The organism is Actinomadura sp. 21ATH, from assembly GCF_041951345.1.
Taxonomy (GTDB): domain Bacteria; phylum Actinomycetota; class Actinomycetes; order Streptosporangiales; family Streptosporangiaceae; genus Spirillospora.
The window spans coordinates 936937-955129 of sequence record NZ_JBGNUR010000002.1 but is presented as its reverse complement, the minus strand read 5'-3'; the positions used below and the strand labels follow the sequence as shown (position 1 = coordinate 955129).

At 74.6% G+C, this 18193-nt stretch carries 16 protein-coding genes and 1 pseudogene; 12 read left to right on the top strand and 5 right to left on the bottom strand.

Features of this window, described 5'->3' with window-relative positions:
• Positions 1-20 precede the first annotated feature (20 nt).
• From ACA361_RS10730 to ACA361_RS10715, 4 genes are all read right to left on the bottom strand, one after another.
• On the bottom strand, positions 21-1463 hold the full coding sequence (locus tag ACA361_RS10730) for an FG-GAP repeat protein (protein WP_375011694.1): 1443 nt from the start codon (positions 1461-1463) through the stop codon (positions 21-23).
• A gap of 73 nt (positions 1464-1536) precedes the next feature.
• Positions 1537-2250, bottom strand: coding sequence for a hypothetical protein (locus ACA361_RS10725; RefSeq protein ID WP_375011693.1), 714 nt, complete (start codon positions 2248-2250; stop codon positions 1537-1539).
• Between the two features lie 96 nt (positions 2251-2346).
• Complete coding sequence (locus tag ACA361_RS10720; protein WP_375011692.1) at positions 2347-2469, bottom strand: hypothetical protein; 123 nt, start codon at positions 2467-2469, stop codon at positions 2347-2349.
• Between the two features lie 79 nt (positions 2470-2548).
• Entirely contained in the window at positions 2549-3349 is an 801-nt protein-coding gene (locus tag ACA361_RS10715; protein WP_375011691.1) for an aminoglycoside phosphotransferase family protein, read from the bottom strand.
• A gap of 223 nt (positions 3350-3572) precedes the next feature.
• On the opposite strand from ACA361_RS10715, the gene lon reads away from it, so the two are divergent.
• From lon to ACA361_RS10695, 4 genes and pseudogenes are all read left to right on the top strand, one after another.
• A complete protein-coding gene (gene lon / locus ACA361_RS10710) occupies positions 3573-5975 on the top strand; it encodes an endopeptidase La (RefSeq protein WP_375011690.1) in 2403 nt (800 codons plus the stop codon).
• A 104-nt stretch (positions 5976-6079) separates the two neighbouring features.
• Positions 6080-6475: pseudogene (locus ACA361_RS10705) on the top strand (AfsR/SARP family transcriptional regulator); the annotation flags it as partial.
• A gap of 283 nt (positions 6476-6758) precedes the next feature.
• A complete protein-coding gene (locus tag ACA361_RS10700; RefSeq protein ID WP_375011689.1) occupies positions 6759-7262 on the top strand; it encodes an NB-ARC domain-containing protein in 504 nt (167 codons plus the stop codon).
• 129 nt (positions 7263-7391) lie between these two features.
• Positions 7392-7859, top strand: a complete 468-nt coding sequence (locus ACA361_RS10695; protein WP_375011688.1) for a VanZ family protein — start codon at positions 7392-7394, stop codon at positions 7857-7859.
• Positions 7860-7905: 46 nt separating this feature from the next.
• Here the strand turns inward: ACA361_RS10695 and ACA361_RS10690 are convergent, their stop codons facing one another.
• Positions 7906-9480 carry a nitroreductase/quinone reductase family protein gene (locus ACA361_RS10690; protein ID WP_375011687.1) on the bottom strand — a complete coding sequence of 525 codons (1575 nt, stop codon included), beginning with the start codon at positions 9478-9480 and terminating at the stop codon, positions 7906-7908.
• Positions 9481-9701: 221 nt separating this feature from the next.
• On the opposite strand from ACA361_RS10690, the gene ACA361_RS10685 reads away from it, so the two are divergent.
• Genes ACA361_RS10685 through ACA361_RS10650 form a run of 8 tightly spaced genes read left to right on the top strand, consistent with a single transcriptional unit; the run spans position 9702 to position 18175 of the window.
• Positions 9702-10775, top strand: coding sequence for a Gfo/Idh/MocA family oxidoreductase (locus ACA361_RS10685; RefSeq protein WP_375011686.1), 1074 nt, complete (start codon positions 9702-9704; stop codon positions 10773-10775).
• Positions 10772-11635 (top strand): TIM barrel protein, encoded by an 864-nt coding sequence (locus ACA361_RS10680; protein WP_375011685.1) that lies wholly within the window; start codon positions 10772-10774, stop codon positions 11633-11635. The genes ACA361_RS10685 and ACA361_RS10680 overlap by 4 nt, the downstream gene beginning before the upstream one ends.
• Positions 11632-12609, top strand: coding sequence for a 5-dehydro-2-deoxygluconokinase (gene iolC / locus ACA361_RS10675; RefSeq protein ID WP_375011684.1), 978 nt, complete (start codon positions 11632-11634; stop codon positions 12607-12609). The genes ACA361_RS10680 and iolC overlap by 4 nt, the downstream gene beginning before the upstream one ends.
• Positions 12606-13478, top strand: a complete 873-nt coding sequence (gene iolB, locus ACA361_RS10670) for a 5-deoxy-glucuronate isomerase (protein WP_375011683.1) — start codon at positions 12606-12608, stop codon at positions 13476-13478. The genes iolC and iolB overlap by 4 nt, the downstream gene beginning before the upstream one ends.
• Positions 13475-15325, top strand: a complete 1851-nt coding sequence (iolD, locus tag ACA361_RS10665; protein ID WP_375011682.1) for a 3D-(3,5/4)-trihydroxycyclohexane-1,2-dione acylhydrolase (decyclizing) — start codon at positions 13475-13477, stop codon at positions 15323-15325. Before iolB ends, iolD begins: the two co-directional genes overlap by 4 nt.
• 56 nt (positions 15326-15381) lie before the next feature.
• Positions 15382-16350 carry a sugar ABC transporter substrate-binding protein gene (locus ACA361_RS10660; RefSeq protein ID WP_375011681.1) on the top strand — a complete coding sequence of 323 codons (969 nt, stop codon included), beginning with the start codon at positions 15382-15384 and terminating at the stop codon, positions 16348-16350.
• Positions 16347-17405 carry an ABC transporter permease gene (locus ACA361_RS10655; RefSeq protein ID WP_375011679.1) on the top strand — a complete coding sequence of 353 codons (1059 nt, stop codon included), beginning with the start codon at positions 16347-16349 and terminating at the stop codon, positions 17403-17405. Before ACA361_RS10660 ends, ACA361_RS10655 begins: the two co-directional genes overlap by 4 nt.
• Positions 17402-18175, top strand: a complete 774-nt coding sequence (locus ACA361_RS10650; RefSeq protein WP_375011678.1) for an ATP-binding cassette domain-containing protein — start codon at positions 17402-17404, stop codon at positions 18173-18175. Before ACA361_RS10655 ends, ACA361_RS10650 begins: the two co-directional genes overlap by 4 nt.
• The last annotated feature ends 18 nt before the right edge of the window (positions 18176-18193 follow it).

The following is an 18193-nucleotide window of genomic DNA, read 5'->3' as shown; positions in this document are numbered from 1 at the left end:
CCCGGCCGTACCGGCCCGCGCTATCCGGCGGCCTCGGCGGAGGTGTCCGCGGCGACGCTCGACCCGAACGCCGAACCGTCCGGCACGCCGTCCCGGCCGGCGAACCAGTTGTCCGCCACCACGGTCGTGCCGAACAGCGCCCGCCAGGGCACCACGTGCGCGGCGCCCTTGCCGCCGTGCCCCGGAGCGCCGGCCACGACGCGGGCCGCGCCCGGCCCGAACGCCACCGCCGCGCCGAAGCGGGCGCGCGCCCGCGCCTCCCCGCCCAGGCCGTCGGTCCCCTGGGAGACCGTCCCGTCGACCCGCGGGTCCGCGCCGACCTGCACGCCGTGCACCCGGCCCGCGTCGGCCAGGCCGGCCACGTCCTCGCCGGGCGCGCCGATCGCCACCGACACCTCCGGGCCCGGCGCCGACGCCGACCGGACGGCGCCGGCCGCCACGCTCGCGCCGAACCCGTCGCCGGTCTCGTTGGCCCCCGGGACCCCGGCCGTGCCCTGGTGGACGGCCAGCACCTCGGCCGCCTGCCGGCCGTCGTAGCCCAGCACGGTCACCATCCCGGCGTCCGCCGCGTCCCCGAGGTCCTCGCCGGGCGCTCCGGCGGCGACCCGCAGCGGCAGGGCGGCCTCCCACGCCGCCGCGACGCTCGTGCCGAAGCCGTCACCGGCCTCCGCCGTGCCGCTGACACCGGCGGAGTCCTGGCCGATCGCCATCTCCTCGATCGCCGTGATCGGATCCTCGACGATGTGGATCAGCCCGGCGTCCCGCGCGGCGCCGACGTCCTCGCCGGGCACCCCGATCACCGCGGTGGGCTTGTCGAACGAGCCCGCCGCCAGCGCGGCGCCGAACCGGTCGCCGGCCTCCACGGTGCCGTCGAAGTCCTGCCGGTCCTGGTGCAGTTCCGTGACGCCGGCGACCCGGCCCCCGGCGACGGACACGACATGGACGGCGCCCGCGTCCGCCGCGGCCTCGCCGTCCCCGAGGTCCTCGCCCGGCGCGCCCGCGAGGACCGTGCCGGGCATCGCGGCCACGGCGGTCCCGTAGCCGTCGCCCGCCTCGGCGCGGTCGGGCACGCCGCCCGCGCCCTGCCGCAGCGTGAGCGGCGCGGGCCGCCCGTCCCGTCCCGGAGCGAAGATCACATGGACGGCGCCGGCGCCCTCGTCCTCGCCGGGCGCGCCGACGACCAGGTCGGCGGCGCCGTCCCGGTCGACGTCGGTCATCGCGACCGACGCGCCGAACCGGTCGCCGCCCTCGGGCGCGTCGCCGAGGGCGCCCTGCTCGATCGTCAGCCAGCCGTCACCGCACCGCACCCGCACGGCGCCGGCCCCGGCCTGCCCGTCGACGGCCGCGGCGGGATCGCCCGCCGCCACCGCGCAGTTCTCCGCCGCGGCGGCCGCACCGGCCGGCAACGGCGCGACGAGCGCGGCCGCCGCCACCACTCCCACGATCCTTCGAGGTCTGCTCATGAACGCCTCTCCTGCGGGGGAAGACCGCCTACGTGGTGGAGACGCCCGATGACCTTGAACGGGTTACCGCCGGCTAGGGGCGCACGACGGGGGCGCTGAACGGGAACACGAACAGCGGCCCCGTGACCACGGCGTTCTCGCTGCCCGGGCCGTACGGAAGATCGGCGGTCTGCCGGCACGTCCCGCGGTCCTCGATCCAGTACCGGCCGTTCCGGTACCGCCCGGTGAGCGAGATCCGGTCGCGGATCCGGCCCTTCCCGTCCACGAAGAACCCGTGGATCGGCGCCGCCGAGGAGAACCCGCCGGCCGCGCTCTCATGCACCAGGTCCGAGATCAGGAAGCGGAGGGTCTCGCCCCGCCCGTCCGTGACGGTGCCGTCCAGCACCCCGACGAACGGCGTCAGCAACCCCGGGAACGCCGTCGCGAACCCCGCCGGGTAGGGCGCCGGCCGCCGCTCGAACACCGAGATCCGGAACGTCCGCTCGAACGTCCCGCCGGTGATCGTGTACGTGCCGTTCGCGCACTCGAACGGCCGCAGCGCGGCCCCCGCGAGGTCGATGACCTGCCGCTGGACGGGGTTCCCCGTCCCCGGATCACCGAACCTGTCCTCGTCGATCGCCGTCCGGATCCCGTGCCGGGTGAGCTTCAGCGTGAACCCCGCCCCGGTCGCCGTGACCCGCCCCTTGCTCTCCCTGACGACGATGCCGCCCCCGCCCGCGGACGCCGGCGCCGGCACCAGCCCCACCAGAGAAACGACCCCTGCGACGATCGCGATTCGAGCCCTCATGACTGCAAACAATCACCCAGAACCCCCGCACCGCCCACCCCGCCGACCACATTCAGCCACCCGGACCCGCACCCGGAGCAATCCCAGAGGCGGACCCTAGCCGTCCGCCGCGCGCCAATCTCGGTTGATCGCTCCGGCCGCGAGTGTCGTGTAGAGGACGCGCTCTCGCCATTGGCCCCGGATGTGGACGTGGTCGCGCAGGTGGGCCTCGCGTCGCATGCCGATCTTGGTGAGGACCCGGACCGACGCGGCGTTGGCGGGGTCGCAGGTGGCCGAGATCTTCCGCAGGCCGAGTTCCTCAGGGGGCGATCGCGTTTTCGAGGAGGTTCCGGTGGCGGAGCATCCAGGCCGCGGAGCGTGCGCGCCAGGCGAGCGCCCAGAGCGGTTCGGGGTCGGTGCTCTCGGGGGTGATCCGTGCCGTGACGGCTTCGGCGGCGCAGTCGCGGACGGCGTACTCGATCATGCGTGTCACGAGGTGCCGCCGGTCGCCGGCGGGCAGGCCGTAGCCGTCCAGGAAGTGGCGCAGCTGGGCGGCGCGGGTCGCGGCGCCGGGCAGGTTCTGGCGTTCGGCGACGTCGTCGTCGTGGAGCTGGGCGTTCAGCCAGCCGGTGGCGGCGATCTCGTCGAGGCGGTCGATGGGGCCCGCGGTCGGCCAGTCGATGAACGCGACCGGCAGGCCGTCGCGCGCGACGATGTTCCACGGGCCGGTGTCGCGGTGACCGATGATGGCGCCGGGCGCGCCGGAGTGGAACGGCCACGGATGCCACTCGGCGTCCCGCGGCGGGCGGAAGGTGGCGGTGGCGTCGTGGAGGTCGCGTAGCAGGCGGCCGACCTGCCGGATCCCTTCGTCGCTCCAGGCGTGCGGGTGGACGAAGTCGCCGTCGATGTAGGTCAGGACCTCGCGGCCGTGGCCGTCGTGGCCGTCGCCGACCACGCGGGGGCTGCCGGTGAAGCCGACGCTCTCCAGGTGGCCGAGCAGGGCGTGGACCGCCGGGGTCCATGGTCCGGCGGGGCGCAGCACGGTGTCGCCGTGGCGCAGGACCGGCGCGGGCTGGTTCTTGGTGCCGGTGGGCGGCCCGAAGGAGGTGGGGGAAGACACCGGTGCTCCTTGAGGTTCGAAGCCGTGAGGCGGCCTCCGGCGGTCGGGTCGGCGACGTCGACGCTGTCACGGGCGCCGAAGGCCCCGCAACACCGTTTCCGGGGCCTTCCCTTGATCGCTGTGAGCGAACGAGGGTGCGGGAACAGATTCGTGCTCCGTTTTCTTGAGTGAGTATGACTCAACTTGAGGTTGGTCAGATCGCTACAGACTTGGAGCTGAGAGCATGAGCGAGACCCTGACGCTGCCGGTCCTGCCCCTGGACGACGGGGCCGTTCTGCCGGGCATGGTCGTGCCCCTCGATCTCTCGGAGAACGAGGTGCGCGCGGCGATCGAGGCGGCCCGGGCGGTCGCGCGGGCCAAGGGGCCCGGGATCCGGTCGGCGGCCAAGCCGCGGGTGCTGCTGGTGCCGCGGCTGAACGGTCAGTACGCGGCGGTCGGCACGCTCGGTGTGATCGAGCAGGAGGGCCGGCTTCCCGGGGGCGAGCCCGGGGCCGTGGTGCGCGGCGTGGACCGGGTGCGGATCGGGACCGGGACGACCGGGCCGGGTGCGGCGCTGTGGGTCGAGGGCACCGTGGTCGAGGTGCCGCCGGCGTCCGGGCGGGCGCAGGAGCTGGCCAAGGAGTACAAGAGCCTGGTCGCGGTGATCCTGCAGAAGCGCGGCGCGTGGCAGGTCGTTGACGTCGTGCAGGCCATCGACGACCCGTCGGCGCTGGCCGACAACGCCGGGTACGCCCCGTACCTGAGCGACGAGCAGAAGATCGAGCTGCTGGAGACGCCCGACCCGGTCGAGCGGCTCACGCTGGTGATCGGCTGGGCCCGCGACCACCTGGCCGAGCTGGACGTGCAGGAGACGATCCGCAAGGACGTCCAGGAGGGCATGGAGAAGACGCAGCGGGAGTTCCTGCTGCGGCAGCAGCAGGAGGCCATCCGCAAGGAGCTGGCCGAGCTGAACGGCGACCCGGCCGACGAGGAGGACGACTACCGCGCCCGGATCGAGGCGGCCGACCTGCCGGAGAAGGTGCGGGAGGCCGCGCTCAAGGAGGTCGACAAGCTGGAGCGGTCGTCGGACGCCTCGCCGGAGGGCGGCTGGATCCGCACGTGGCTGGACACCGTCCTGGACATCCCGTGGAACGAGCGCACCGAGGACGCGTACGACATCGCGGGCGCGCGGGAGATCCTGGACGCCGACCACGCCGGGCTGGACGACGTCAAGGAGCGCATCATCGAGTACCTGGCCGTGCGCAAGCGGCGCGCGGACCGGGGGCTGGGCGTCGTCGGCGGGCGGCGGTCCGGCGCGGTGCTGGCGCTGACCGGCCCTCCCGGGGTCGGCAAGACGTCGCTGGGCGAGTCGGTGGCGCGGGCGATGGGCCGCAAGTTCGTCCGGGTGGCGCTGGGCGGCGTGCGGGACGAGGCCGAGATCCGCGGCCACCGGCGGACGTACGTCGGCGCCCTCCCGGGACGGGTCGTGCGCGCGATCCGCGAGGCGGGCTCGATGAACCCTGTGGTGCTGCTGGACGAGGTCGACAAGGTCGGCGCCGACTACCGGGGCGACCCGACGGCGGCGCTGCTGGAGGTCCTGGACCCGGAGCAGAACCACACGTTCCGGGACCACTACCTGGAGGTCGAGCTCGACCTGAGCGACGTGCTGTTCCTGGCGACCGCGAACGTGGTCGAGGCGATCCCGGGGCCGCTGCTGGACCGCATGGAGCTGGTGCAGCTGGACGGCTACACCGAGCACGAGAAGGTGACGATCGCCCGGGACCACCTGCTGCCGCGCCAGCTCGACAAGGCGGGCCTGGAGGCGTCGGAGGTGTCCTTCGGCGACGACGCGCTGCGGCTGCTGGCGTCGGAGTACACCCGGGAGGCGGGCGTGCGGTCGCTGGACCGCTCGATCGCCCGGGTGCTGCGGAAGGTCGCGGCGAACGTCGCGCTGGAGAAGGCCGAGCTGCCGGTGCACGTGAGCGCCGACGGCCTGAAGGACTACCTGGGGCGGCCGCGGTTCACGCCGGAGGTCGAGCTCAGCAGGTCCGAGCGCCGTACGGGCGTTCCGGGCGTGGCGACCGGCCTCGCGGTGACCGGCGCGGGCGGTGACGTGCTCTACATCGAGGCGTCGCTGGCCGACAAGGAGACCGGCGACACCGGCGTGACGCTGACCGGCCAGCTCGGCGACGTCATGAAGGAGTCGGCCCGGATCGCGCTCAGCTACCTGCGGTCGCGGGGCGCGGAGCTGGAGCTGCCGGTCGGCGACCTGAAGGACCGCGGCGTGCACGTCCACGTGCCCGCCGGGGCGATCCCGAAGGACGGGCCGAGCGCCGGCATCACGATGACGACGGCGCTGGCGTCGCTGCTGACGGGCCGGCCGGTCCGGTCGGACGTGGCGATGACCGGCGAGGTGTCGCTGACGGGCCGGGTGCTGCCGATCGGCGGGCTGAAGCAGAAGCTGCTGGCCGCCAGCCGGCTGGGCATCACGACGGCGATCGTTCCGAAGCGCAACGAGCCGGACCTGGAGGACGTGCCGGCCGAGGTGCTGGAGAACATGACGGTCTTCGCGGTCAGCGACGTCCGCGAGGTCCTGGACCTGGCGCTGGAGCCGGCCAGCAGCGAGGCCGCCACCGTCGCCGCCTGACCCGAGGAGAGGGGGACGCCCGCGCTCCGGCGCGGGCGTTCCCGCGTTTAGCGGATTCTTAGCGGTGTCCGGCATGCTCCGAGACGCGCCCGCCCGGCTACCGGCTGCGCGTCGGCGAGGGCCAGCTGGACGTCGCGGACTTCCGCAGGGAGGTCCAGGAGGCGCGCGAGCGGCTGGCGGCGGGGGAGCCGGGGCCCGCGGCGGCGCTGCTGCGCACGGCGCTGTCCCGGTGGCGGGGGCCCGCGTGCTCGGGCATCGCGTCCCCGTACGTGCTGCACGCCGCGGCGGACTGGGAGGAGCTGCGGCTGGCGGCGGTCGAGGACCGGATCGACGCCGACATCGCGCTGGGCCGCCTCGACGGGCCGGCCGTCGAGCTGCGCGGGCTGGTCCGCGAGCATCCGCTGCGGGAGCGTTGCCGGGGCCGGCTGATGACGGTCCTGGCACGGACCGGGCGGCCCGCCGACGCGCTGCGCAAGTTCCGGGAGCTGCGCGAGCGGATGGCGGACGAGCTGGGCATCGAGCCGTCCACCGGGCTCCAGCAGCTGCACCGCGCGATCCTCACCGGCGTGCAGGGGCCGGACGGGGAGAGGCCGTGCGGGGCCGCCCGTACGCCGTGCCGCGGCAGCTTCCGGCGGACGTGCCCGGCCACGTCGGCCGCGAGGGGCTCCTGGACGAGCTGTCGGCGCTGCTGGTCGACCCGTCCCGGACGGCGCCCGCCTGCGTCGCGATCACCGGGCCGGGCGGGATCGGCAAGACGGCGTTCGCGCTGCGGCTGGCGCACGCGTGCCGGGACCGTTTCGGCGACGGCCGCTGTACGCGCGGCTGCGCGGCCGGTCCGGCCGGGCGGAGGTGCTGGCCGGTTTCCTGCACGCGCTGGGCGTGCCGCCGGCCGGGGTGCCGCCGGAGCCGGACGAGCGCGCGGCGCTGTTCCGCGAGCTGCTGGCGGCCCGGCGGGTGCTCATCGTGATCGACGACGTGTCCGGCGCGGCGGAGATCGAGCCGCTGCTGCCCGCCGAGCCGCGCTGCGCCGTCCTGCTGACCAGCCGGCAGCGGCTCTCGGCCGCGGGACCCGTCCGCGTGGTGCCGCTGGAGGCGCTGCCGCCGGACGCGGGAACGGAGCTGTTCCGGTCGATCGCCGGCGACGGCGATCCGGCGGGCACGGCGGAGGCCGTCCGGCTGTGCGGCGGCCTGCCGCTGGCGATCCGGGGACGCGGTCATCGACGCCCATCTGCGGGCGCCGGCGGTCTGGCGCCGGCTCGGCGTCCGGGTCCGCGCCGCGCACGATGAACGCGCCGGCCCGGCTCTGCGAGGAGATCGGCGACACCGACGCGGCGGCGCTGTACCGCTCCGATCCGCTCCTCGCGCGCCCCTGACGCGGCGCGCATACACGCCGCCGGATCGGGGACATGCACCGGCATGGTCGAGTCGGTCGGTCGAACCCCCTGGTACGTGCTGGCACTGCGCGCTCTTGCGGTCATGACCGCGCTCGCGGCGCTCGGCGTGTTCTTCTACTTCGCGTTCCAGCTCACGCTGACGCCCGTCGAGGACAACGGCCAGGCCGGCGGGAACACCGACCCGGGCGACTCGCTGCGCTTCTACATGGACCAGCCGCTCGACCGGGCGCTGCTCCAGGTCGGCGGGAACCTGATCCTGCTGGCGCCGCTCGGCGTGCTGCTGCCGGTGGCGAGCGTACGGCTGCGCGGCCCGGTCCGGCTGCTGCTCGTGGGGGCGCTGGTGTCGCTGGCGATCGAGACCGTCCAGGGCCTGGCCGTGCTGGGCCGCGCGTTCGACGTCGACGACGTGATCCTGAACTCGCTGGGCGTGCTGCTCGCGTACGCGCTCCTCGGCCGCGCCCTCTCCCGCACGCTCCGCGGAACGGACTGAGGTGGCGCGGCCGGCGGGCTTGACGGACAGAGCGGACAGAGCGCGTTCAGGAGGCCGGGGTGAGCCGGAAGACGCGCAGCTCGCGGTCCACGCGCTCGACGTACCGGTCGTACACGGGCCAGACCCGCACCAGCCGCGGCCACACCTCGGCCCGCTCGGCGGCGTCGAGCAGGTGCGCGGTGACCTCGGTGGAGCGGCCGCGGAAGCTGACCTCGGCGCCGGGGTGCTTGAGCAGGTTGCCGGTCCAGGCGGGGTGCTTCTCGCGGCCGAAGTTGGACCCGACGACGATCCACGAGCCGTCCGGCTCGGGCATGCACGCCAGCGGCGTTCGCCGCCGCAGCCCGCTGACCGCCCCGGTGGTGGACAGCACGAGGCTCGGCACCAGGAGCTGCCCGAGCAGGAAGCGGCCCCCGCTCGCCTTGTGGAGGGCGCGGTCCAGCGGCGGAACGATCTTCGGCCCGATCCGGGCGAACCGCGGCGAGCCCGAGATCTTCTGGAAGGCCGGGCCGAACGTGCGCTGGATGAGGGTCGGCATCGGGTGCTCCTGAGGCGTACGAGAGGTGGGGGCGAGCCTTCCGGCCCGGCGGAGGTGGCCGGTCGCGGCCAGCCAGCGCAGGCCGTCGGTGACGGTCTCCTCGACCGGCCGGAGCGTCAGCCCCAGGGCGTCCAGGGACGGCCCGTCGTCGGTCGGCACGAGCTTGACCATGAACTCGGCGGCGTCGCGAGTGAGTGGGTAGTCGAAGTCCCGGATCCGCTTGGCGGCGTCCAGGGCGCTTCCGGCGCCGAGCATGACGGCGCCGGGGACGCGGAAGCCGCGCGGGCGCAGGCCGGTCACCTTCTCGCACAGCCGGGCGTACTGCGGCCAGGTCAGGTAGTGGCCGCCGAGCATCAGCCGGTTCGGGGCCGGGGTGGCGACGGCGCGGGCGAGGGCCTCGCCGAGGTCGCGCACGTCGATCACCGAGACGCCGCCGGGCGGCAGCGGCCAGACCTGGTCGAGCGCCGCGCTGAGCCCCTCCATCAGCGCGTCCAGGACGGGCTGGTCCGGCCCGCACACGCCGCCGGGGTAGACGATGGTGACGGGCGCGCCCTCTTCCTGGAGGTCGCGGACGTACCGTTCGGCGGCGAGCTTGGAGCGGCCGTAGTCGGTGCGGGGCGACGCGAGCGGCCCGTCGGTGGTGATGCGGGGCCCGGCGGGCGGCACGAACACCGCGACCGTGGACACGTGCACGACCCGGTCCAGGCCCCGGGCGACGGCGCCGCCGACGACGTTGCGGGTGCCGGACACGTTCACCTGGACGAGCGCGCTCTCGGGGTCGCGGCCGGACCCGGCCCCGGCGGCGAGCGGGCCGCGCGGCCGGTCGGGCGCGGCGGTCACGCCGATCGCGGCGGCGGCGTGGATCGCGGCGTCGCAGCCGTCGAGGGCCGTATTCACCGCGCCCTTGTCGAGCATGTCGCCGGTGACGAACTCGACCTCGCCGGTGTCCACGTCCAGGCCGGTGAGGACCTTGCCCGCCTTGGCGGGGTCGCGGACGAGCGCGCGCGGCCGGTGCCCCGCCTCCAGCAGGGCACGGACGGTATGGGACCCGACGAATCCGGACGCGCCGGTGATGAAGACCCGCATGCGGTTAAACCTAACGCTTGTTCAACGTCGGGGGAAAGCGCGGTCCCGCCGAGAACGGGCCCATTGCGGACAGCCCGTAAGGGACGGGACGCCCGCCGGGCCGTTGACGCGCCTGGAACGCTCCAGCACACTCGGGGCTCACCTGGCCGCAACCTGACCGCGGGGGCCGGGGCGGCGTCCTGCCCGGCGCCGGTCCCCAGCGCACCGAACGGGAGGGATCGATGAGGATCGGGCTGGCCGGCGCGGGGCGCATAGGGGCGCGCCACGCCGCCGCACTGTGCGAGGCGCCGGACGTCGAGGCGCTGTTGGTGGCGGACGCCGATCCGGGCCGGGCGCGCGAGCTGGCCGCGAGGCTGGGCGCGCGCTCCCTGGACGCGGTGGACGACCTGTTCGCCGCGGGCCTGGACGGCCTCGTGGTGACCGCCGCCACCGGCGCGCACGCCGCCCTGGTGCGCCGCGCCGTCGCGGCCGGGACACCCGTCTTCTGCGAGAAACCGCTCGCGTCGGATATTGATGGAACGTTCCAAATCATGCGGGAAGCCCGATCCGCCGGGATCCCGGTGCAGGTCGGCTTCCAGCGCCGGTTCGACGCCGGGTACGCGGCGGCCCGCGAGGCGGTCGCCGCCGGGCGGCTGGGCCGGCTGCACACCGTCCGCTCGTGCAGCTTCGACCCGGCGCCGCCGCCCGCCGCGTACATCCCCGGCTCGGGCGGGCTGTTCCGCGACTGCGTCATCCACGACCTGGACTCGATCCGGCACGTCACCGGGCGCGAGGCCGTGTGGGTGGTGGCGGCGGGCTCCGACACCGGCGACGAGATGTTCCGCGCGTCCGGCGACGTGCACACCGGCGCCGCGCTGCTCGCCCTGGACGACGGCACGCTCTGCACGGTCGGCGCCACCCGCTACAACGCCGCCGGGTACGACGTCCGGCTGGAGCTGTTCGGCTCCAAGGACAGCCTGGTCGCGGGCCTGGACGACCGCACCCCGGCCACCCCCGTGCCGGACGCGCCGCCCGGTTCCGGCGCCGCCGCCCGGCCGCCCGCGTACGGCGGGTTCCTCGACCGGTTCGCCGCCGCGTACGACGCCGAGCTGGGGGCGTTCATCGAGCTGGTCGCCGGCCGCCGCGGCAACCCGTGCCCGCCCGAGGACGCACTGGAGGCTTTCTACCTCGCGGAGGCGTGCGAGCTGTCCCGGCGGGAACGCCGGATCGTCGAGATCGCAGAGGTGCGAAGCGAAGAAGCACGGAGCGAAGAAGCACGGAGCCAGGAAGCGGCACGGGAAGGGGTGCGGAGATGAGGGTGGCGGGCGCGCCGATCTCCTGGGGCGTGTGCGAGGTCCCCGGCTGGGGGCACCAGATGGCACCGCGCCGGGTGCTCGGGGAGATGCGCGATCTCGGGCTGACCGCGACCGAGCTGGGGCCGGCCGGGTTCCTGCCGCCCGATCCGGCGGCGCGCGGCCGGCTGCTGGCGGAGTTCGGGCTGGACCTGGTGGGCGCGTTCGTCCCGGCCGTCCTGCACGACCCGGGGCGGGACCCGCTGCCGGACGTCGAGCTGGCCATGGACGGCCTGGGCGAGGAGACGGTGCTGATCCTGGCCGCCGCCACCGGGACCGACGGCTACGACCGGCGGCCCGAGCTGGACACCAAGGCGTGGCGCACGCTGCTGTCCAACCTGGACGCCGTCACGGTGCGCGCCGCCGACCGCGGCCGCCGGGTCGCGCTGCACCCGCACGTCGGCACGGTCGTGGAGCGGCGCGCGGAGGTCGAGCGGGTGCTCGGCGAGTGCGGCGTCCCGCTCTGCCTGGACACCGGCCACCTCCTCGTCGGCGGCACCGACCCGCTGTGGCTGGCGCGGTTCGCCGCGCCGCGCGTCGCGCACGTCCACCTCAAGGACGTGGACGTGCCGCTCGCGGAGCGGGTGCTCGGCGGGCGCGTCCCGTACACCGAGGCCGTGCGGGACGGCCTGTACCGCCCCCTCGGCCGGGGCGACATCGACATCGCCGCCGTCATCGCCGCCCTGGAGGGCTCGGGGTACGAGGGCTGGTACGTGATGGAGCAGGACGCCGTCCTCGCCGCCGAGCCGCCGGAGCCGCCCGGCGCCGGCCCCTACGCCGACGTCCGCGCGTGCCTGGACTACCTCGCCGGGGTGGCGTCGTGACCGGGCCGCCGCGGCCGCCGCACGAGCCGTTCGACGTGGTCACGATGGGCCGGGTCAGCGTGGACGTCTACCCGCGCGAGATCGGGGTGCCGCTGGAGGACGTGGAGACGTTCGGCAGGTACCTGGGCGGCAGCCCGACGAACGTGGCCGTCGCCGCCGCCCGGCACGGCCGCCGGACCGCCGTCGTCACCCGGACCGGCGACGACCCGTTCGGCCGGTTCGTCCGGACGGCGCTGCGGCGGTACGGGGTGGACGACCGGTACGTCACCGCCGTGCCGGGGCTGCCGACGCCGCTGGCGTTCTGCGAGATCTTCCCGCCGGACGACTTCCCGCTCTACTTCTACCGCTACCCGAAGGCGCCCGATCTGGAGATCCGCGCCGAGGAGCTGGACCTGGACGCGCTCGCCTCGGCGCGGATCCTGTGGGCCACGGTCACCGGCCTCTCGCAGGAGCCGAGCCGCACGGCGACGCTGGCGGCGCTGGCCGCCCACCCGGGACGGACCGTCCTCGACCTGGACCACCGGCCGATGCTCTGGACGTCGCCGGCGGACGCGCGGCACTGGACGCGCCGCGCGCTGGAGCACGTGACCGTGGCCGTCGGGAACCTGGAGGAGTGCGAGGTCGCGACGGGCGAGCGCGACCCGCGCGCCGCCGCGGGCGCGCTGCTCGACGGCTTCGGCCTGGACCTGGCGATCGTGAAGCGCGGCCCGGCCGGCGTCCTGGCGGCGGCCCCCGGCGAGATCGTGGAGTGCCCGCCGGTCGAGGTGGAGGTCGTGAACGGCCTCGGCGCGGGCGACGCGTTCGGCGGCGCGGTCTGCCACGGGCTGCTGGCGGGCTGGGACCTGGACCGGGTCCTGGCGTTCGCGGGCGCCGCCGGGGCGATCGTCGCGTCCCGGCTCGCCTGCGCCGACGCGATGCCGGACACGGCGGAAGTGGAGAAGGCCATGGCGGGGACGGCGGGAGGCACGGCATGAAGCACCATCTGCGCGCGGGCTCCACGGCGGACGGGCCGTACCGCCTGGTGATCACGCCCGAGTCGGCCGGCTGGACGTACGCCTCGCTCCGCGTCCTGGAGCTGCCGGAGGCGGGCGAGGCGGCGTTCGGCACGGGCGAGTACGAGACGATCGTGCTGCCGCTGGCCGGATCGTGCACCGTGACCTGCGACGGCGAGCGGTACGAGCTGCGCGGCCGCCGCGACGTCTTCGCCCGCGTGAGCGACTTCGCGTACGTGCCGCGCGACGCGCGCGTCACCGTCGCCGGCCGGGGCCGCTTCGCGCTCGCGGGGGCCCGCTGCGCGCGGCGCCTCGCCCCGCGGTACGTGCCCGCCGAGGACGTCCCGGTCGAGCTGCGCGGCGCGGGCCACGCCAGCCGCCAGGTCAACAACTTCGGCACGCCCGAGGGCTTCCCGCACGCCGAGAAGCTGATCGCCTGCGAGGTGCTGACGCCGGGCGGCTGCTGGTCCTCGTACCCGCCGCACAAGCACGACGAGGAGACCGCCGCCGAGGCCGTCCTGGAGGAGATCTACTACTTCGAGGTCGCGCCGGGACCGCAGGGGCGCCCCGGCATGGCCTACCAGCGCGTGTACGGGAGTCCGGGGCGGCCCATCGACGTCCTGGCCGAGGTGCGGGACGGCGACGCGGTCCTCGTCCCGCACGGCTGGCACGGCCCGTCGATGGCGGTGCCGGGCCACGACCTGTACTACCTCAACGTGATGGCGGGACCGTCGCCGGAGCGCGCCTGGCGGATCAGCGACGACCCCGCGCACGGCTGGATCCGCGGCACCTGGCCCGGGCGGCCGGTCGACCCGAGGCTCCCGCTCACCTCCCCCAAGGAGCGATCATGAGGCTCACCGTCGGGCAGGCGCTCGTCCGGTTCCTGTCGGCCCAGTACTCCGAGCGCGACGGGTCGCGCCGCCGGTTCTTCCCGGGCTGCTTCGGCATCTTCGGGCACGGGAACGTCGCCGGGGTGGGGCAGGCGCTGCTGGAGTACGGCGGCGCGCTGCCGTTCCACATGGCGCGCAACGAGCAGGCGATGGTGCACACGGCCGCCGGGTACGCGCGGGCGAGCGACCGCCTGGCGACGTTCGCCTGCACGACCTCGATCGGCCCCGGCGCGACGAACATGGTGACGGGCGCCGCGCTGGCGACCATCAACCGGCTGCCGGTGCTGCTGCTGCCCGGCGACGTGTTCGCGACCCGTACCGCCAACCCCGTCCTTCAGGAGCTGGAGGACGCGCGGTCGTACGACGTGTCCGTGAACGACTGCTTCAAGCCGGTCTCCAAGTACTGGGACCGCGTCAACCGTCCCGAGCAGCTCGAACCGGCGCTGCTGGCCGCGATGCGCGTGCTCACCGACCCGGCCGAGACGGGCGCGGTCACCCTGGCGCTGCCGCAGGACGTGCAGGCCGAGGCGCACGACTGGCCGGAGGAGCTGTTCCGGGACCGGGTCTGGCGGATCCCCCGGCCGCTGCCCGAGCCCGCCGCGCTGGAGGAGGCCGCCGCCCTCCTCGCCGGCGCGGACCGGCCGCTGATCGTCGCCGGGGGAGGGGTCGTCTACTCGGGCGCGGCGGCCGAGCTGCGCGCGCTCGCCGAGGCCACAGGGATCCCCGTCGCCGAGACGCAGGCGGGCAAGGGCTCGCTCCCGTGGGACCACCCCTGCGCGGCCGGTGCGATCGGCGCCACGGGCAGCGCGGCCGCCAACCGGCTCGCCCGGGACGCCGACGCCGTGCTCGGCGTCGGGACCCGCTACAGCGACTTCACGACCGCGTCGCGGACCCTGTTCGCCCGCCCCGGCGTACGGTTCGCCAACCTCAACGTGGCGCGGTTCGACGCGGCCAAGCACGCGGGGACGCCGCTCGTCGCCGATGCCCGCGAAGGGCTGCGCGGCCTGCTCGCCGCGCTCGGCGACCACTCCGTGCCCGACGCGTACCGCGCGGAGACGCGCGACCTGGCGGCGCGCTGGAACGCCGTCACCGACGGCGCGTACCGGCTCGGCCACACCCCGCTGCCCGCCCAGACCGAGGTGATCGGCGCCGTGAACGCGGCGGCCGGGCCCCGCGACATCGTCGTCTGCGCCGCCGGGTCCATGCCCGGCGACCTGCACAGGCTCTGGCGGGCCGGCGGCCCGGGGACGTACCACGTGGAGTACGGCTACTCCTGCATGGGGTACGAGATCGCGGGCGGGCTCGGCGCGAAGCTGGCCGTGCTCGACTCCGCCGACCCCGGCCGCGAGGTGTTCGTCCTGGTCGGCGACGGCTCGTACCTGATGATGGCGCAGGAACTGGTCACCGCGGTCGCCGAGGGCGTCAAGCTGATCGTCGTGCTCGTGCAGAATCACGGTTTCGCGTCGATCGGCGGCCTGTCGGAGTCGGTCGGCGCCGCGCGATTCGGCACCCGGTACCGCGACGCCGCAGGTGAGGTGCTCCCCGTCGACCTGGCCGCCAACGCCGCCAGCCTCGGGGCCGCCGTGGAGCGGGCCGCTACGATCAGCGATCTACGGTCCGCACTCGCGCGGGCCCGCACCGCGACCACCACCACCCTCGTCCACATCGAGACCGACCCGCTCGTGCCCGCTCCGGACGGCGGGGCCTGGTGGGACGTCCCGGTCGCCGAGGTCTCGGCCCTGGACGCCACCCGCGAGGCCCGCGCGCGCTACGACAAGGAACGCATGGCCCGGCGCCGGCACCTGTGAACCCGGTTCCCACCCCATCCCCTCCGGAGAGAACGGAGCCTCCTATGAGGAAGCGCATGACGAGCAGGGGCCTGCTGGCCGTGGCGGCGACGGGAGTGCTGGCACTCGCCGCGTGCAGCGAGTCGGGGGGCAAGCAGGCCGAGCAGGACGCCGGTGCCAAGACCGAGCGGATGACGGTGGCCATGGTCACCCACTCCGGGCCCGGCGACACGTTCTGGGACATCGTCCAGAAGGGAGCCCAGGCCGCCGCGGCCAAGAGCAACGTGGACTTCCAGTACTCCGCCGACCCGGACGGCGGCAAGCAGGCGCAGCTCGTCCAGGCCGCGATCGACAAGAAGGTGGACGGGATCATCGTCACGTTCGCCAAGCCGGACGCGCTCAAGGACGTCGTCGCCCGCGCCACCGCCGCGAAGATCCCGGTGGTGTCGATCAACTCGGGCGCGGACGTGTCGGCCGGGTTCGGCGCCGTCGCGCACTTCGGCCAGGACGAGACGATCGCCGGCGAGGCCGCCGGCCGCGAGCTGGCGAAGATCGGCTCGAAGCGGGCGCTGTGCGTGATCCACGAGCAGGGCAACGTCGGCCTGGAGGATCGCTGCGCCGGCGCGAAGAAGACCTTCGGCGGCGAGCTGGAGAACCTCTTCGTCCAGGGCACCAACATGCCCCAGGTGAAGTCGTCCATCACCGCCAAGCTCCAGGCCGACAAGGACGTCGACGGCATCCTCACCCTCGGCGCCCCGTTCGCCGCCACCGCCGTCGACTCGGTGAAGGAGACGAGCAGCAAGGCCAAGGTCGCCACGTTCGACATGAACAAGGACCTGGTCGCCTCGATCAAGGCCGGGACCATCCACTTCGCCGTCGACCAGCAGCCCTACCTCCAGGGGTACGGCGCCGTCGACCAGCTGTGGCTGCTGAAGAACAACGGCAACGCCGTCGGCGGCGGGCGCCCCGTCCTGACCGGGCCCGCGATCGTGACCAAGGACAACGCGGCGGCGATCGAGCAGTTCGCAGTGAAGGGGACGCGGTGAGCCGGACGGCCGCCGCACCCTCGCCCGCTCCGGTCGCGGCCGACGAGCGGCTGGGACGGAAGTCCCCGCTGCGCCGGCTGCTCGGCCGCCCGGAGCTGGGCGCGCTGCTCGGCGCGGCCGCGGTGTTCGCGTTCTTCGCGGTCGTCGCGGACGCGTTCCTGCGGGCAAGCTCGTTCTCGACCGTCCTGTACGCCAGCTCCACGTTCGGGATCATGGCGGTCGGGGTGTCGCTGCTGATGATCGGCGGCGAGTTCGACCTGTCGGCCGGGGTGATGGTGACGTCCTCGGCGCTGATCGCCGCGCTGACCAGCTACCAGCTCACGCTGAACGTGTGGGCCGGAGTGGCGATCTCCCTCGCCCTCACCCTGGCGCTGGGCGCCCTCAACGGCGTCCTCTACAACCGGACCGGGCTGCCGAGCTTCATCATCACGCTCGCCACGTTCTTCATGCTGGCGGGCCTCAACCTCGGCGTCACCAAGGCCGTCACCGGCAACGTCGCCTCCGACTCGGTCCGCGACATGGACGGCTTCGCCTCGGCCCGCGCCGTGTTCGCCTCCGACCTCCAGTTCGGCGGCGTGAACGTCAACATCACCGTGCTGTGGTGGCTGCTGCTGGTCGCGGCGGCCACCTGGCTGCTGCTGCGCACCCGGGCCGGCAACTGGATCTTCGCGACCGGCGGCGACGCCGCGGCCGCCCGCGCGGTCGGCGTCCCCGTCGCGCGGGTCCGGATCGGGCTGTTCATGGGCGTGGCGTTCTGCGCCTGGGTGTCGGGCATGCACCTGGTGTTCGCGTTCGCGACGGTGCAGTCCGGCGAGGGCGTCGGCAACGAGTTCTTCTTCATCATCTGCGCGGTCATCGGCGGCTGCCTGCTGACCGGCGGCTACGGCTCGGCGATCGGCGCCGCGATCGGCGCGTTCATCTTCGGCATGACCAACAAGGGCATCGTGTACGCCGAGTGGAACCCCGACTGGTTCAAGTTCTTCCTCGGCGCGATGCTGCTGATCGCCACCGTGGTGAACCTGGTGGTGAAGCGGAGAGTGGAGCGGACGCGATGACCCTCGTACGGCTCACCGGGGTGAGCAAGCACTACGGCAACGTCATCGCCCTCCGCGAGGTGTCCATGGACGTCGCGGCGGGCGAGGTCGTCTGCGTCCTCGGAGACAACGGCGCCGGCAAGTCCACCCTCATCAAGATCGTCGCCGGGCTGCACCGGCACGACTCCGGGACCTACGAGGTGGCGGGCGAGCCGGTCGCGTTCGGCTCACCCCGCGAGGCCCTCGACCGGGGCATCGCGACCGTCTACCAGGACCTCGCGGTCGTCCCGCTGATGCCGGTCTGGCGGAACTTCTTCCTCGGCTCGGAGAAGCGCCGCGGCATCGGCCGGCTCGACATCCCGTACATGCGCCGGGAGACCCGCGACGCGCTGCTGAACATGGGCATCGACCTGCGCGACGTCGACCAGCCCATCGGCACCCTCTCGGGCGGCGAGCGGCAGTGCGTCGCCATCGCCCGCGCCGTCTACTTCGGCGCCAAGGTCCTCATCCTGGACGAGCCCACCGCCGCCCTCGGCGTCAAGCAGGCGGGGGTGGTCCTGCGCTACATCGTGCGGGCGCGCGAGCAGGGCATCGGCGTCATCTTCATCACCCACAACCCGCACCACGCGTACCCGGTCGGCGACCGCTTCCTCGTCCTCAAGCGCGGCCGGAGCATCGGCTACCACCCCAAGTCCGAGATCACGGTCGCCGACCTGACCGCCCTGATGTCCGGCGGCGCCGAACTGGAGGAACTGGCCCACGAGCTGGAACGCGAGTCCGCGGAGGGCTGACCCGGCCGGGCCGCCCGG

What these genes read in the sequence shown, in the direction of transcription:
- ACA361_RS10730 (WP_375011694.1), bottom strand. Translation starts at nt 1,463, where the DNA reads ATGAGCAGACCTCGAAGGATCGTGGGAGTGGTGGCGGCGGCCGCGCTC.
- ACA361_RS10725 (WP_375011693.1), bottom strand. Translation starts at nt 2,250, where the DNA reads ATGAGGGCTCGAATCGCGATCGTCGCAGGGGTCGTTTCTCTGGTGGGG.
- ACA361_RS10720 (WP_375011692.1), bottom strand. Translation starts at nt 2,469, where the DNA reads ATGCGACGCGAGGCCCACCTGCGCGACCACGTCCACATCCGGGGCCAA.
- lon (WP_375011690.1), top strand. Translation starts at nt 3,573, where the DNA reads ATGAGCGAGACCCTGACGCTGCCGGTCCTGCCCCTGGACGACGGGGCC.
- ACA361_RS10695 (WP_375011688.1), top strand. Translation starts at nt 7,392, where the DNA reads ATGGTCGAGTCGGTCGGTCGAACCCCCTGGTACGTGCTGGCACTGCGC.
- ACA361_RS10690 (WP_375011687.1), bottom strand. Translation starts at nt 9,480, where the DNA reads ATGCGGGTCTTCATCACCGGCGCGTCCGGATTCGTCGGGTCCCATACC.
- ACA361_RS10685 (WP_375011686.1), top strand. Translation starts at nt 9,702, where the DNA reads ATGAGGATCGGGCTGGCCGGCGCGGGGCGCATAGGGGCGCGCCACGCC.
- ACA361_RS10680 (WP_375011685.1), top strand. Translation starts at nt 10,772, where the DNA reads ATGAGGGTGGCGGGCGCGCCGATCTCCTGGGGCGTGTGCGAGGTCCCC.
- iolB (WP_375011683.1), top strand. Translation starts at nt 12,606, where the DNA reads ATGAAGCACCATCTGCGCGCGGGCTCCACGGCGGACGGGCCGTACCGC.
- iolD (WP_375011682.1), top strand. Translation starts at nt 13,475, where the DNA reads ATGAGGCTCACCGTCGGGCAGGCGCTCGTCCGGTTCCTGTCGGCCCAG.
- ACA361_RS10660 (WP_375011681.1), top strand. Translation starts at nt 15,382, where the DNA reads ATGACGAGCAGGGGCCTGCTGGCCGTGGCGGCGACGGGAGTGCTGGCA.
- ACA361_RS10650 (WP_375011678.1), top strand. Translation starts at nt 17,402, where the DNA reads ATGACCCTCGTACGGCTCACCGGGGTGAGCAAGCACTACGGCAACGTC.